Here is a 14763-nt window from a genome sequence, read left to right on the forward strand (position 1 = left end):
GGGGTCACCGCATTCCCGTTCCGGCGACGCCCTGCACGAAGTAGCGCTGCAGGAACAGGAAGAGCACCAGCACCGGCAGCATCACGACGATCGCCCCGGCGAGCAGCAGACCGTAGTCGGTGACGTGCGCCGCGGCCTGGCTGGTGGCGGCCAGGCCCACCGGCAGTGTGTAACTGGACATGCTCTGGGCGACGATGAGCGGCCAGAGGAAGTTGTTCCACGAACTGAGGAACGACATGATCGTGATCGTGGCGACAGCGGGTCCGGCCAGCGGGAGGAAGATCCCGAAGAAGATCCGGAACTCCCCTGCGCCGTCGATCCGGGCCGCTTCGAGCAGTTCGTCTGGGATCGACATCGCGTACTGCCGCATGATGAAGACCGACAACGGCAGCGCCACGCTCGGCAGCGCGACACCGGTGAGGGTGTCCGCCAGGCCCAGGTCGACCGTGATCACGAACTGCGTGACGAACACCGAGGTGAGCGGCATCATCATCGCGCCCATCACCGCGGCGAACGCGATCCGCCTGCCGGCGAAGTCGAGCTTGGCGAGTGCGTAGCCGGCGGCCGACGCCGCCACGATGTTGCCGACCACCACCATGACCGCGACCACGACGCTGTTGACCAGGAACCGGCCGAAGCCCTGTGTGGTGAACAGCCGCTCGAAGTTGTCGAAGGTGAGGTGCTGAGGGACCCAGGCACCGGGGTCGGAGCGGATCTCGTCGAGACTGCGCAACGAGCCGCTGATCACCCAGACGAACGGAAGCATCGTGAGCAGCGCGCACAGCACGAGCGCGCCGTACAGCAGGGGCCGGGAGACGGACCGGCGGCGCACCGCGATCCGGTCGGTGGTCATGTCGGCGTTCTCCAACGCGGCGAGGGCGGTCATGTGCGGGGCCTCAGCAGCCGGAACTGGACGACGCTCACCAGCATCACGAGCACGAGCGTCACGAAGGACGCCGCCGAGGACATCCCGAACTCGCCGGCCCCGAACTGGTGGTAGGTGTACAGCGCCACCGATTCGGTGGAGCCCAGCGGGCCGCCGTTGGTGAGCAGGTACGGCTCGTCGAACATCTGGAGGTAGAAGACGGTCAGCAGCACCGACACCATGAGGGTGGTGGGCCGCAGCAGCGGCAGGGTGATGTGCCTCAACTGCCGCCATCGGCCGGCCCCGTCGAGGGAGGCGGCCTCGTACACGTTCTGCGGAATCGCCTGCAGGCCGGCGAGGAACAGCACCATCGCGATGCCGAAGTTCCGCCAGACGCCGAGCAGGATGACCACGGGCATGGTCAGGTTCGGGTCGTCCAGCCAGTTCGGCCCCGCGAAGCCGACAGCACCGAGCGTTTTGTTGACGGTGCCGCCCGCGTTGAAGGCGTACTGCCAGATCAGGGCGACCGCTACGACGTTCGTGACAACCGGGGCGAAGAAGACCGTGCGGAACGCGCCGCGCAGCCGGCGGATGCCGGAGTTCAGCGCGAGAGCCAGCGCGAGCCCGATCCCCATCGTCAGTGGCACGCCGACGGCCACGAAGACCGCGGTGTTGAGGATGTCCCGCAGGAAGATCTGGTCCTGGAACAGTCGGAGATAGTTGTCCAGTCCCGTGAAGTCCACCGCGAACGGATGACGCAGATCCGCGCCCCGCAGGTCGGTGAGGCTGAACCCGAGCGCGGCGACGGTGGGAATCGCCGTGTAGACCAGGAACACGACGGTGAACGGCGCCAGGAACAGCCAACCCACAGCCGTTCGACGGGCGCCCCGAGGACGACGCGTTCTGCGAGGCACCTTCTGGAGGACGGTGACGGTCATCCGCGGATCACTCCGTGCCCGTGCCGAGGCTCTCGGCGTACGTCTGGAGGTTCGCGGCGGCCTTCGCGGCGGTCTCCTCGCCCTTGGCCACCGCTTCCATCTCCTTGCCCAGCCGGGTCGCGACCTGCGGCCAGGTACTGACCTGCGGGAACGCCCTGGTGTTCTTCAGCTGCGTCAAGAAGGCGTCCAGCAGCGGCTGGCCCGCGATGGCGGAGTCCTTCCAGGCGGAGACGACCGCAGGCAGCGAGCTGTACGCCTTGTACTGCGACACCTGCGTGCTCGGGCTCGATATGTACCGGATGAGCTTCCACGACGCGTCCGCGTTGTCGGTGTCGGCAAGCACCCCCCAACTGCCGCCCGCGGAGAAGGAGACGCTGCCCGACGTCCCCGCCGGCAGCGGCGCCGTGGCTACGTGGGACGCCGTCCAGCCGTCCTTCTTCGCGGCGGCGTCGAGCTGGCCGATGACCCATGGGCCAGTGATCATCGTGGCCGTCTTGCCGGACACGAAGTACGGCTGCGAGTCGAGGAACCCGGGCCCGGCGGTGTCAGCGGTCCCCGAGGTGTAGAACGACGCGTTGTACGTGATCGCGTCGACCATCGCCGGAGTGTCGAGCGTCCACTCCCCGCCCGAGGACAGCAGCGAACGGCCCGCCTGCCAGGCGTACATCGCGGCGTCCTGGCCGTTGAAGATGTCCCAGCCGATGTCGGCCCCGAGGCCGTGCGCGGCTCCGGCGCTCTGAAGCGCCTTGAAGAACGGCACCATCTCGTCCCATGTCTTCGGCGCCTCGACGCCCGCCTTCTTGGCCAGGTCGGAGCGGTAGACGAGCGCGTAGGTGTACGCGTACCAGGGCACCGTGTAGGCGACGTCCTTGACCACACCGGCATCCCACAGGCTCCTGAAGAAGCTGTCCGGGTCGACGAGCCCGTCCGGAACGGGCCGGAGTATCGACGGATCCAGGAACTGCGCCTGCGACTCGGGAAAGAACTGGGCGACATCGGGCCCCTTGCCCGCCGCGATCGCCGACTGGAGTTTGGTGTAGTAGTCGGCGTTCGGGATCAGCGTGAACTTCACGTCGAGGTCAGGGTTCGCCGCCTTGAAGGGCTTGATGACCTTGTCGAGCACGTCCGCATCGCCCTGGGCGGCCCAGACACTGACGGTGCCTGTGGCCGGGGAGCTGGCGATGGGCTCCGCGCCGGCTTTCGCGGTGGTGTCGTCACTGCGGCCACAGCCCGTCAGGGCGAAGCTGCCGAGGAGAGCGATGCCGCCGGTCAGCCGTAGGGCATCGCGTCTGGAGAGGTTGGACACTCGGGGCTCCTGTCACATGAAGGCGCTGAGGACAGTGATGTGCTTTCTGGTGAAAGCAGCCTTTTCAGCCTGATGGACCCAATGCGACCGATGGGTCCTATGCGGCCGATAATGAGTGACCGTATGAATGGTGTGTTTCGACGGCATGCCGGAGGCCGCCCCGAATAATTTCGGAACTTGTAGCGAAATCGATTTGTCACGCTCTGTCGCAACCGCCGTCCACTCGCCCGACCGACTTCGGCGGGCTCAGGCTGCGGCATGACGGCACGGACGCTTCGCTGACGGCACCTCGGTGTTCAATCCACCAGGGAGCATCCGAGCGGACCTCACTGGGAAGAGAGAGCAGCGTTCTCCGGAGAGGCGTATGCGGCAACTGCGGCACACGAACAGGTCCATGCCTGCCCGCCCGTCCATCGCAGAACGCGCCGCTGTCGGGCGCGTCGGGCCCCAAGTGCAGCGACCGAGTGCGTCAGCGGGAGGTGAGCGGGGTTTCCGACTCGACGCGGGTGAGCTTTTCAGGGTTGCGGACGTAGTAAAGGGCGGTGACGCGGGCGTTCTCCACCGTGAAGGCCAGTACGCCGTCGATCACTCCGCCCAGTCGCAGGATGAGGCCGGGGTTGCCGTTGACCGTCGTGGGCTCCCTGCTGAAGGTGCCGCCTGCCTTGTCGATGCTGCCGGCCATGTAGCGGAGCACCTTGTCGGCGCCGACGACCGGCAGAACATCCCCGTTCATCGGATTCCTCCGTGGATACTCCGCCCTTCAGGGCGGGGAGGAAACGGACTCCTGCGGAGCAGGGCAACGAGCTGGGATTCGCCATCAGAGCGGATCGCAGTGCCCTCACCAGCAGGTTTTTCCCCTACTTGTGAACCCGCTAGTTTGTGAGAGTGACCGTGAACCACGTGAAGCGGGCGTTCAAGTACCGCTTCTGTCCGAGTGATGCGCAGGCGGCTGAGCTGTCGCGCACCTTCGGATGCGTGCGCAAGGTCTACAACCTGGCGCTCGCCGCCCGTACAGAGGCGTGGACGCGTCAGGAACGGGTCAACTACAACGCCACTTCCGCGATGCTGACGGCATGGAAGAAGACCGAAGAACTGGCCTACCTCAACGAGGTCTCCTCGGTTCCCCTCCAGCAGACGCTGCGGCACTTGCAGACGGCGTTCACCAACTTCTTCGGCAAGCGGGCCAGGTACCCGCACTTCAAGTCCAGGCGGAAGTCGAGGAAGTCGGCGGAGTACACCACGTCCGGTTTCCGGTTCCGTGACGGGAAGCTGACACTGGCGAAGATGCCTGAACCGCTGGACATCGTGTGGTCCCGTCCCCTCCCCGAGGGAGCGAAGCCCTCGACGGTGACGGTGTCGCAGGACGCTGCGGGCCGCTGGTTCGTCTCGCTGCTGTGTGACGACCCGTCCGTCACGCCGCTGCGGGCCAACGACAACGCGGTCGGTATCGATGTGGGCCTGGACCACCTGCTGACCCTGTCCACCGGGGAGAAGGTCACCAACCCGCGCCACGAGCGCAAGGACCGCGTTCGCCTGGCGAAGGCTCAGCGGAACCTCGCGAAGAAGACCAGGGGTTCGGCGAACCGGAACAAGGCCCGACACAAGGTCGCCAGGATCCATGCCCGGATCGCCGACCGCAGACGGGACGGCCTGCACAAACTGACCACCCGGCTCGTGCGCGAAAACCAAACGCTCGTGATCGAGGACCTGACCGTGCGCACCATGGTCAAAAACCGGACCCTGGCCCGTGCGATCAGCGATGCCGCCTGGTCGCAGTTCCGGAGGATGCTGGAGTACAAAGCCGCCTGGTACGGGCGCGAGGTGATCGCCGTGGACCGGTGGTTCCCCTCGTCCAGGCTGTGCTCCGCCTGCGGCACCGTGCAGGACAAGATGCCGCTGAACGTCCGCACCTGGACGTGCGACCGCGGCACGACCCACGACCGGGACGTGAACGCAGCGAAGAACCTTCTGGCCGCCGGACGGGCGGTTGCAGCCTGCGGAGCTGGCGTGAGACCCCAACGGAGTACTCCGGGCGGGCAGTCGGCGATGAAACAGGAAGTCTCACGGCGCGAGCCGTAAGAATCTCCCCCCTTCAGAGGGGAGAGCGTCAACATGTCTCCCTGTGTCTCCTCGAGTGATGGACTCGGCATGGAGACACCGGCCGCGCATCCCGTGTCACAGCCGGCGGATGAGACGTAGCGCACATCGGACGCGGCGCGGACGCCGCAGCGGCAGAGATCCCTCGACGGGGCCCGACCTGGCGGCGCAGTTGCCCGGCCGGACCGGGCTGCAGGACAGCACCGCCCCTCGGCGTCCGTGAACCCGGCACGACGGTGCAGCCCCGCCGTGCGAGCAGGGGTCGCACTTCGCCGATGGCACGCGTGACGGTGCAGCGGTCCACGCCGAGCCGGCAGGCGAGCACGTCGTGGGTGGTGCCATGGCGCAGATTCACCAGGGTGGCCGGCAGCCGGTCGACGAAGACGTGCTTGTGCTTCGCACCGGCTCCCACGGCTCACCGCGGCACGAGCTCGTTGGGCGACGATCTTGGCTGCCGCTCAGGGTGCCCAGGGGGCGGCCCCGGACCGGCCTCGACCGGTCCCACGGGCGCTGCAACGCTCTTCCGTCTCGCGCGGATCACATGATCTACTCCACGAGGGCCATCAGTACTCGGCCTGAACCTTTCACTGGAAGCGACGGACACGACGGAGTGGTCATGCCGACCGGCCCACAGCGGTTCTCACAGATCGTCACCGACAAGGCGCATCCCGCGCGGGTCTACGACTGGCTGCTGGGTGGCAAGGACAACTATCCGGTCGACGAGGCCGTGGGTGAACAACTGCCGCCCGAGGCCAGGGACGCGGCGCGGCAGAACCGCCAGTTCATGCACCGAGCGGCTGCCTGGCTCGCCACGCAGGGCATTGACCAGTTCCTGGACATCGGGACAGGGATCCCCACCGAGCCCAACCTCCATCAGATCGTTCAGGGCATCGTGCCGACGGCGAAGGTCGTCTACGCCGACAACGACCCGATCGTCCTGCGTCATGCCGAGGCGTTGCTGGTCAGTCTGCCCGGAGGAGTCACCGACTACATCGAGGCCGATGTCCGGCAGCCGCAGGGGATCGTCGAGCATGCCCAGCGCATTCTGGACTTCAGCCGCCCGATCGCGCTGTCGCTGATCGCGCTGATGCATTTCGTCCCCGACGAGCAGGACGCGCACGCCATCGTCCGCGATCTGGTCGCCACGCTGCCGCCGGGCAGCTATCTGGTGCTTTCGCACGCCGCTTCCGACCTCTATCCCGAACTTGCCGCACAGGTCACCGCCGAGTACGCCAAGGGCGGGATCCGGCTCGGCTTCCGCACCCGTGCGGAGGTGGAGCGCTTCTTCGACGGCCTCGACCTCGTTCCGCCGGGTCTGGTCACCGCGACGGAGTGGGCTCCCTCGGACAAGGAGCAGGAAGTCGAAGGCAGCGGCATCTACGTGGGAGTGGCCCGCACTTCGTGAATCGCGGGGTCTCCGGCGTGGACCGGCCCCGCGATCGGCGGTACCGCAGGGAAGGCGCGGCGAGCTCTCGCCGGGGCGCCGGCGGCTTCGACGTGACCGGCACAGCCCCAGGCGCACCGACGGCACACTCCCGCTGGTCAACGAGCAAGGACGGCTCGGGCAGGCCGGGCCGTACGACGTCGAAGGGACCCCCGTGCATCCTTTCCGTCCGTCCTCGCTGCGGCGCGCCGCAGTAGCGCTGACCCTGACGCTCGTGGCGTCCGGCTCGGCGGTTTCCGCCACCACCGCGTCCGCCTCGGGCGACCGGTCCTCGGCAGGGCCGGCCGAGCACGGATGGTTCACGTCCTGGGCCCAGCCCCAGCAGGAACTCGCCCCGACTCCCCTGCGTGACCAGTCCGTTCGCATGATCACCCATCTCAGTCAGGGCGGAGGCGCACTGCGGGTCCGGATCCAGAACACCTTCGGCAGAACACCGCTCACCGTCGACGCCGCCACCGTCGGCCGAAGCAGCACAGACGGCAAGGGCGGACCGGCGATCGACGGTGCCGTCCATGCCGTCACCCTCGACGGCCGGCGCGAGGTGGTCGTTCCGCCCGGTGGCGAGGTGTGGAGCGACGCCACGGACCTGGAGACCCGCGCTCAGGACGACGTCGCGGTCTCCCTGTCCATGTCCGGCACGGTCACCCCGGGGCGGCACGCCAACGCCTTCCGCTCCAACTACCTCACTCCGCCCGGGTCGGGCGACCACACGGCCGAGGCGAGCGGCTCCGCGTACACGCAGACAGTCGACTCCACGTACCTGGTCAGCGCCGTCGACGTGGACAACCCCGCCGTCAGGGGCACCATCGTCGTGTTCGGGAGTTCGGTGGTCGACGGGACCGCAGCACCGACTGCGGGCCAGGTTGCACACCGGACGGACCCGATCTTCGCTGGACGGACCACGTCGCCCGCCGCGTCACCGCCGAGCTCCCCCGCACCCGGCAACTCGCAGTCGCCAACGCGGGCATCGCCGGCACGACGAGTTCCGCCGAGTGCCCGGGCACTCCCGCCGGGGTGCAGGGTCTCGACGCGGCGGCCAGGCTGGACCGTGATGTGCTCGACCTGCACGGTGTGACCGGAGTCCTCTACTACTACGGCACGAACGACCTCGCCAACGGCTGCGACGCCACTCGGATCCTGCGCAGCTACCGGGAGGTGTTCCAGCGCCTGCACGCGGCTGGGATCAAGGTCTACGTCACGCCCGTCACGTCGCGGCCCGGGTACACCGATCAGAACAACCTCGACCGTCACACCGTCGGCAGCCACGTCAAGAAGCGGAACTCCTGCGACGGAACCTGCGACGGCGTGATGGACTTCGACCAGGTGCTCAAGGACCCGCTCAAGCCGAACAGCATCAACCCGGCCTACGACACCGGCGACGGAGTCCACGCCAATATCGCCGGCCAGCGGGCACTCGCCGACTACGTCTCCCTGCCGATGCTCCTCTCGTCGACCGCACACCACTGACGGCGCAGGCGGTGGCGGCCGTCCGCACTTCGCCGGGTGCCGAATCCTGAGTGGGGTCAGACTTGTGGGGTGACCGTGCCACCTGAGACCTCACCCCCGTCGGGACAGACCCTCTGCGGCCAGGACACGCGCGGCCCCCTGAGTGCCTTCCTGCGGACGGAGACCGGCAGTGCCTCGGTGCTGCTCGTCGGCGCCCTCGCCGCCCTCGTCTGGGCCAACATCGCCGCCGGTTCGTACGAGGCGCTGTGGGGAACCGAGTTGTCGGTCCGTATCGGATCGAGCTCTGTGTCGCTGGACCTGCGCGAGTGGCTGAACAGCGGGCTGATGACGTTGTTCTTCTTCGTCGTCGGCCTGGAGGCACGACGCGAGTTCGACATGGGCGAGCTGCGGGAGCGCCGACGGATCACCCTGCCGCTGCTCGCCGGGCTCAGCGGCATGCTCGTACCCGTCGCGATCTACCTGTCCGTCAACGCGGGCGAGGACTCCGTGCACGGCTGGGGTGCCGCCATGTCGACGGACACGGCCTTCGCGCTGGGCATGCTCGCCGTCTTCGGGAGCCGGCTGCCCGGCAGCCTTCGGGTCTTCATCCTCACGGTCGCCGTCGTCGACGACTTCCTGGCTTTGGCCGTCATCGCCTTCGCCTACAGCGGAGCCGTCTCCCTGCCGTCGCTGCTGACCGCGCTCGCGCTCTTCGCCGTCGTCCTGCTGGTGCGACGCACCCTCGGCATGCGAATCCCCGCCCTGTACGCGCTGCTGGGCACGGCGATCTGGGTGGCACTCCTGAAGTCCGGGGTGGACCCGGTGGTGACCGGCCTCGCCATGGGTCTGCTCACCTATGCCCGGCCGGCGGAACGCCGCGACCTGGAACAGGCCAGCAGGCTGTTCAGACGCTTCCGTGAACAGCCGACCCCCGAACTCGGGCGCTCGGTGCGACGTCAGATCGCCTCGACGCTCTCCCCCAACGACCGCCTCCAGCGGATGCTGCACCCTTGGACGAGCTATGTGATCGTGCCGCTGTTCGCCCTCGCCAACGCGGGCATCACTCTCAGCGCCGGCCAGCTGGCCCACGCCTTCACTTCACCGGTCACCCTCGGCATCCTGCTCGGCTATGTCCTCGGCAAGCCGCTCGGCATCATCGGCGCGACCTGGCTCACGACACGCCTCAGCGGAGGGCGCCTGCACCCACCGGTCGGCTGGGGCGCCATCACGGCGGGCGGCACCCTGGCCGGGGTGGGCTTCACCGTGTCCTTGCTGATCGCCACTCTCGCCTTCGACGGGGACGTACTGGAACAAGCGAAGATCGGCATCCTGGCCGCCGTCCTCTGCGCCTTCCTCCTCACCTGGCTGGTCACCGCAGTGATCGGCGCCCTTCCGCGGCCCTCCCGTGCCCGAGCCCTGCTCGGCACCGGCCGCACGATCGTCGACCTCAGCGATCCCGTCGACATGGACCGCGACCATGTACGCGGTCCCCTCGACGCACCCGTGACGCTGCTGGAGTACGGGGACTTCGAGTGCCCCTACTGCGGGTTGGCCGAGCCCGTGGTGCGCGAGCTGCTCGCCGACTTCGGCGACGTGCGCTACGTATGGCGGCATCTGCCGCTCACCGACGTGCACCCGGGCGCCCAGCTCGCCGCGGAAGCCGCCGAAGCCGCCGCCCGCCAGAACCGCTACTGGGAGATGCACGCGCAGATGATGCGTCATCAGGGAGAACTGCGGCCGGAGGATCTGCTCCGTTACGCCGAGGAGGTCGGTCTCGACATCGACCGCTTCAGCGCGGACCTGAATGCCGGTACGGGCGCCGCCCGAGTTGCCGCGGACGTGGAGTCCGCCGACCTCAGCGGGGTGTCCGGTACTCCGACGTTCTTCGTCAACGGCCGTCGCCATCACGGCGCCTACGACATCGCCACCCTGTCCGCGGCCGTACGCGCCGCGCGCGCACGAGCGGCTCTCACGGGAGCGGGTCAGGAGAGCTGACGTCCGGTTCCGCGGCGGCCGGACACGGGTGGAACCTCATGCCGCCACGGGCTCCCACGCGAACCCGTCCGGGTCGGTGAAGGCCTCGGCGCCGCCACCGATGGTCAGACGGTGGGACCCGCTGCCCTCCGGCGTGACTCCGGCGACCTTGGCCAGGCCGCGACGTCCGTACAGCGACAGCTTGATGGCACTCGCCGAACCGTCGAACTCGACGTACTTGCTCCCGAAGCTCTTCGCGACCGTGAGGCCGCGGTCGACGTAGAACTGCTTGGTCGCGGCCATGTCCGAGACACCCAGCAGGACAACGATCTCATCGATGTGCCGACTGTCCGGGCCGCTGTCCTTCTTCGACGAGCTTGCGAGCTGCCAGATCGTCCCGTCCGGGGCCTGTACGACGCCGCCGTAGCCCCACAACGACTTCTTGGCGGGCTTCAGCTCGGTGGCACCGGCGGCCAGGGCGGCGCCGAAGAATCCGTTGACGATCGACGGCTGGGAGACCACGAGCGACACCGTGAACCCGCGGAAGCCGGACGTCGGCTCCTCCGAGGCCCGCAGCCGTACCTGTTTGCCCAGCCCGAAGGCATCCGTGTAGAAACGCTCGGCAGCCGCGGGGTCGGCCACCTCGAGGGTGAGGAAATCGATTGAGGTCATGACATTCACGCTAGCTGCGCATCCGTGACCGGCGCTTCTTGAATCCTGACCGGTGTTGCCACGTTTGGTCCCACGCATGGGGCAGCAGGGAGAGCACACGGGATTGCCCGACCGGGCGCCAGTGTCCCGACCAGCGCCATTTCGCGGGTTCTAGGCCGGGCCACCAACGGGTGGGCGGGTCAATCAGTGCGCGGCGGTCCTGCGTGTTGCGCGGCCGAATGTTGCCGCGGGGCCTTGCCGTGCGAGCACGGTGTCGGAGCCTCGCAGCGCGAGCACGGTGTCGGATTACGCACGGTCGGCTGCCTGCGGTCTGCAGGCCCTTTTCGCCGACGACGTCTCCCAGGGATCGCCGACGAGCTCATCTGCATGTGCGCGCCGGCCTGCCCAAGGCCCAGGAGGTGGCACCCCACGTCGGCGTGCGCATCGTCGCCGCGCTCAGGCCGGGTAAGGGGTGGCCTCGCGTGCCGACTTGAGCGCACCCGCCCACCAGGCCAGCTGGTCGAGCAGCGTCTTGGCGTATCCGGGGGTCTCGGGGTCGAGCGGACGGCCGTCCTTCCATGCCGTGAAGTAGTTGGGGAAGGCGAGACCGTCGCGGATCGTCACCGCATGCAGTTCCGTCAGCACGTTCTCCAGGTGCAGGACAGCGTGGCGGCCGCCCGCCGCGCCCCCGTAGCTGACGAACGCGACAGGCTTGGCCGTCCACTGGGTGAAGTGCCAGTCGATGGCCGACTTCAAGGAGGCGGGGTAGCTGTGGTTGTACTCGGGTGTGACCACGACGAACGCGTCCGCGCTCTCCAGTGCGGTGGTCAGGGGCCGCATCCCGGCCGGGCGAGGGTAGTCGTCGCCGGCGTACTTCGGTGATGCCGCGGGCAGGGACAGCGGGATCTCGACGTCGGCCAGATCGACGACATCGACGTCGAAACCGCCGTGCGACTCGGCCTGTTCAGCCAACCAGGACGCCGCCACCGGACCGAATCGCCCTTCGCGGACGCTCGCGACGATGACCACCAGCTTGTGTGTGTTGTTCTCCATGCCCACCACCATCGGGGCTGCCCTCGGCCACAGCCAGGCCGGGCTCAGGCTGGCCCCCGCAGGGCCACCCTGAGCCCGCCGCGACCGGTCCGGCCCGGCCTATCCTTCGAGACATGGGTACGCCGTTGGGAGACTTCATCCGGAGCAAGCGCGACAGTGTCCAGCCGGAGACACTCGGCCTCCCGGACCGAGGCCGCCGCCGCTCACCGGGGCTCCGCCGCACGGATCTCGCGGCGCGCGCCGGCATCAGCGTCGAATACCTGACCCGCATCGAGCAGGGCCGTGACCGCAACCCCTCGGTGGCAGTGGTGAACGCTCTCGCCGACGCCCTCAGCCTCTCCCCCACCGAACGCACCCACCTGCGCTACCTCACGAAGATCACAGGCGGAGAATGCACGGCCCACACCCGACCAGCACCCCCGCCCCGGCAGGTGCGCGACGCCGTTCGGCAGACACTCCGCCTCCTCGAACCAGGCATCGCCGTGGTGACCAACCGGCTGGGTGACATCCTCGCCCACACCTCCGCGTACCAGTTGGTGACCAACGGCAGCGGACTGCTCGACACCGAAGCCCCGAACCTCACCCGCTACGTCTTCGCCGACCCCCGCGCCCGCACCTTCTTCACCGACTGGGACGACGTCGCCGACGAGCAGGCATTCGACCTGTGGCTCGCCCCGTCCGTCGAGAACTCCGAGTGGCTCACCGCGGAACTCGCACCCCTTGCCGGCCCCGACCTGACCCGGCGCCTGAACCGGCACGTCGTTCCGCGACGCGGAGTCCTCCGGCTCAGCCATCCATCCGGATGCGAGCTCCGGCTGCTGCGGGAGACACTCGAACTCCCCACTGATGCGCAGCAGTTGACCGTCCTTCTCCCCTCGGACGACGAGACCGCCGAGGCCGTCGAAGAACTCCGCCGCAGAAGCCGGCACGGCACGCTGCGGGCCATCTCCTGACGTGTGGCGGGCGAGGTGCTCGACGGGCCGGCAGATCGTCAGACTGGCCCTGACGTTGTTCATCGGGCTCTGGCACAGATCTTGGACAGCGGTCGCGGAGCGTCACCGCGTTGTTCGAATGGAGGAGTTGAGGAGCGATGGGACCGCTTAATGCCTGTAGCTTCGCTTCTCGGCCATCGCACTGGCAGTGGCGAAGAGCAGCGTGATGGCGACTCCGCCAATGATCGCGGCTGAAGGATTCCCCAAGTCCAGTGCCACGGCGGCCAGGGCCGCGGCGAGGCTGTAGCCCAAGCCTCCGAGGGCGTACAGGACGGAGTACGCAGCGGCATGCATGTGCGAGGGCAGCTGTTCGCGAAGGCTGAGGTTACGGGTGATCATCACGCCGGACTGGAAGACGCCGGCGAGGAGAAAGCCTACGGTGATGCCCGACGCACCGGGCAGGACGGTGATCAGCAAAAGGCACCCGGCCATGGCGACCAGCAGCACCAGACTCTGGGTTTGTACGGATCCTGGCCAGAGCCGCAGGCCGTAGCAGAAGGCTCCGGCGGCGCTGGCCAGCGCGAAAGCTACGAGGAGTGGGCCTGACCATCCGACCGCGACCTGCCGCTGTTCGAGGAAGGCGGGCAGGACCAGTTCCGCGGCGGCGAGCATTGCCATGGAAGCCGCGCTGGTGAGGTAGACGGGCCAGCCGAGAAGCCAGATCTGTGTCAATGGCGCTGCTGCACGTTCGGCGGGTGGGGGCTGTTGAGGTTCGGTGGGAAGCCGGAGCAGCAGGATTGACGCGGCGGCCGCGCACAGCGCGCCCAGCAGGAGAGGGGCTCCTGCGTGGACCTGGAGCGCCAGGAAGACCACCAGAGCGGGCGCCGCTGCCCAGGTGATCTGAGTCAAGGTGGTCTCGGCGCTCAGTGCGCGGGGCACCGCACCGTCGGTCACGAGCTGGGTCAGCATGGTGCGGATGCCGCCGGGACAGGCGGCCGGTGCGGCGCCGGCCAGGAAGGCCAGGACGATCAGTACGCAGGCAGGTGCCGGTCCCGCAAGCGACAGACCGCAGAAGGCAAGAGCCCCAGTCAGCAGCCCGGCCGACAGTTGCTGTTTCATGCGGTTGCGGCGCAAGCGGACTCCGAGCAGGGACGCGCCGACCACCTCGCCCACGACGTACACGGAGCCAGACCTGCACCGAGGGTGTAGCCGGCCGGATGCTCTCGGGCGAGGAACATCAAGGCCAGCGGTGCCATGGCCACCGGAACCTTGCTGGCGAAGGCGACCACGCCCCAGAGCAGCAGTTCACGAGTCATCAGGGCTCGGTAGGAAGCACCGGGTACGGGCACCTGGATCAGCCTTTCGCACAACGCGAGAACGGGGAGCTTCGCGACGGCCCATTTCAGTGCAGAAAGTGTTCGGCGTCTTCAGTCATCGTGCGGTGCACACGCCGCAACTGCCAGATGAGTTGTAGCCGTTACTGGAGCAGGATCATCTTGCGGAGCAGCTCGAACCCGGCTCGACCGTAGAGTTGCCGCTTGATCTTTTTGATGCGGTTCACGGCGCCCTCGGTGCCGCCGGAGCACCAGTGCACGGTGAGTCCGGCGATCACGGCTTCCAGGTCAGTGGTGAGTCCGTGGGCGAAGCCGGTAATTCCGGGCAGTCGGGCGGCGTCAGTAGCGGTTGTTCGGTGGCACGGCGCACGCCGTCTCACGGAGGAGCGACCCACCACAATCGAATAACGCGATGACGCTCCGCGACCGCTGTCCAAGATCTGTACCAGAGCCCACTGAACAACGTCAGGGCCACGTCAGACCGCACGAGGTGTCTCCCAGCTGCCCACCGCCAGGGAGGCAGAGGCAGTCTCCAGATGCCCATACGAGGCGGACTTCCTGCGCTCTTCCCGCGCGACAGGATTCAAGAGTTCCCCGGGCTGCGCTTCGAGGCCCTTGGCGATATCCAGGGTTGTCAGCACTCAGGGATTGCGCCCACCGGGCGATCGGACGGTTGAGGCCGCCTGGGCCGTCGCTACGGATGCAGGGCGCGGGGGTTTCGTT

At 68.0% G+C, this 14763-nt stretch carries 13 protein-coding genes and 1 pseudogene; 5 read left to right on the forward strand and 9 right to left on the reverse strand.

Features of this window, described 5'->3' with window-relative positions:
- Positions 1–4: 4 nt before the first annotated feature.
- The 4 genes from QF035_RS03330 to QF035_RS03345 all read right to left on the reverse strand — a co-directional run bounded on the left by QF035_RS03330 (position 5) and on the right by QF035_RS03345 (position 3842).
- The gene (locus tag QF035_RS03330; protein ID WP_307518018.1) at positions 5–886 is read right to left on the reverse strand and encodes a carbohydrate ABC transporter permease; all 882 of its coding nucleotides are present in this window, start codon (positions 884–886) and stop codon (positions 5–7) included.
- Positions 883–1803 (reverse strand): carbohydrate ABC transporter permease, encoded by a 921-nt coding sequence (locus tag QF035_RS03335; RefSeq protein ID WP_307518019.1) that lies wholly within the window; start codon positions 1801–1803, stop codon positions 883–885. The genes QF035_RS03330 and QF035_RS03335 overlap by 4 nt, the downstream gene beginning before the upstream one ends.
- 7 nt (positions 1804–1810) lie before the next feature.
- Complete coding sequence (locus tag QF035_RS03340; RefSeq protein ID WP_307518021.1) at positions 1811–3109, reverse strand: extracellular solute-binding protein; 1299 nt, start codon at positions 3107–3109, stop codon at positions 1811–1813.
- 469 nt (positions 3110–3578) lie between these two features.
- Positions 3579–3842 (reverse strand): hypothetical protein, encoded by a 264-nt coding sequence (locus QF035_RS03345; RefSeq protein WP_307518022.1) that lies wholly within the window; start codon positions 3840–3842, stop codon positions 3579–3581.
- Between the two features lie 152 nt (positions 3843–3994).
- Between QF035_RS03345 and QF035_RS03350 the strand changes: the two genes are divergently transcribed.
- A complete protein-coding gene (locus tag QF035_RS03350; protein ID WP_307518024.1) occupies positions 3995–5188 on the forward strand; it encodes an RNA-guided endonuclease InsQ/TnpB family protein in 1194 nt (397 codons plus the stop codon).
- Positions 5189–5423: 235 nt separating this feature from the next.
- Here QF035_RS03350 and QF035_RS03355 read toward each other — a convergent pair.
- A pseudogene (locus QF035_RS03355) lies at positions 5424–5621 on the reverse strand (helix-turn-helix domain-containing protein); the annotation flags it as partial.
- A 201-nt stretch (positions 5622–5822) separates the two neighbouring features.
- On the opposite strand from QF035_RS03355, the gene QF035_RS03360 reads away from it, so the two are divergent.
- The 3 genes from QF035_RS03360 (at position 5823) to nhaA (ending at position 10091) form a co-directional block, all read left to right on the forward strand.
- Positions 5823–6611, forward strand: a complete 789-nt coding sequence (locus QF035_RS03360) for an SAM-dependent methyltransferase (protein WP_307518025.1) — start codon at positions 5823–5825, stop codon at positions 6609–6611.
- Positions 6612–7217: 606 nt separating this feature from the next.
- Entirely contained in the window at positions 7218–8117 is a 900-nt protein-coding gene (locus QF035_RS55640; RefSeq protein WP_373466600.1) for an SGNH/GDSL hydrolase family protein, read from the forward strand.
- A 75-nt stretch (positions 8118–8192) separates the two neighbouring features.
- Positions 8193–10091: a Na+/H+ antiporter NhaA gene (nhaA, locus tag QF035_RS03375; protein ID WP_307530868.1), complete on the forward strand. Its 1899-nt coding sequence runs from the start codon at positions 8193–8195 to the stop codon at positions 10089–10091.
- A gap of 36 nt (positions 10092–10127) precedes the next feature.
- Here nhaA and QF035_RS03380 read toward each other — a convergent pair whose 3' ends face one another.
- Together QF035_RS03380 and QF035_RS03385 are read right to left on the reverse strand one after the other, a co-directional pair.
- The gene (locus QF035_RS03380) at positions 10128–10742 is read right to left on the reverse strand and encodes a glyoxalase (protein WP_307518029.1); all 615 of its coding nucleotides are present in this window, start codon (positions 10740–10742) and stop codon (positions 10128–10130) included.
- A gap of 435 nt (positions 10743–11177) precedes the next feature.
- Positions 11178–11774 carry an NADPH-dependent FMN reductase gene (locus tag QF035_RS03385; RefSeq protein WP_307518030.1) on the reverse strand — a complete coding sequence of 199 codons (597 nt, stop codon included), beginning with the start codon at positions 11772–11774 and terminating at the stop codon, positions 11178–11180.
- A gap of 113 nt (positions 11775–11887) precedes the next feature.
- Here QF035_RS03385 and QF035_RS03390 point away from each other — a divergent pair, with 113 nt between their 5' ends.
- Positions 11888–12727 carry a helix-turn-helix domain-containing protein gene (locus tag QF035_RS03390; protein ID WP_307518031.1) on the forward strand — a complete coding sequence of 280 codons (840 nt, stop codon included), beginning with the start codon at positions 11888–11890 and terminating at the stop codon, positions 12725–12727.
- 147 nt (positions 12728–12874) lie between these two features.
- On the opposite strand, the gene QF035_RS03395 is transcribed toward QF035_RS03390, so the two are convergent.
- Together QF035_RS03395 and QF035_RS03400 are read right to left on the reverse strand one after the other, a co-directional pair.
- Positions 12875–13879: an MFS transporter gene (locus QF035_RS03395; protein WP_307518032.1), complete on the reverse strand. Its 1005-nt coding sequence runs from the start codon at positions 13877–13879 to the stop codon at positions 12875–12877.
- Between the two features lie 304 nt (positions 13880–14183).
- The gene (locus tag QF035_RS03400) at positions 14184–14318 is read right to left on the reverse strand and encodes a hypothetical protein (protein ID WP_307532040.1); all 135 of its coding nucleotides are present in this window, start codon (positions 14316–14318) and stop codon (positions 14184–14186) included.
- Between the last annotated feature and the right edge of the window lie 445 nt (positions 14319–14763).

Source organism: Streptomyces umbrinus, from assembly GCF_030817415.1.
GTDB classification, from domain to species: domain Bacteria; phylum Actinomycetota; class Actinomycetes; order Streptomycetales; family Streptomycetaceae; genus Streptomyces; species Streptomyces umbrinus_A.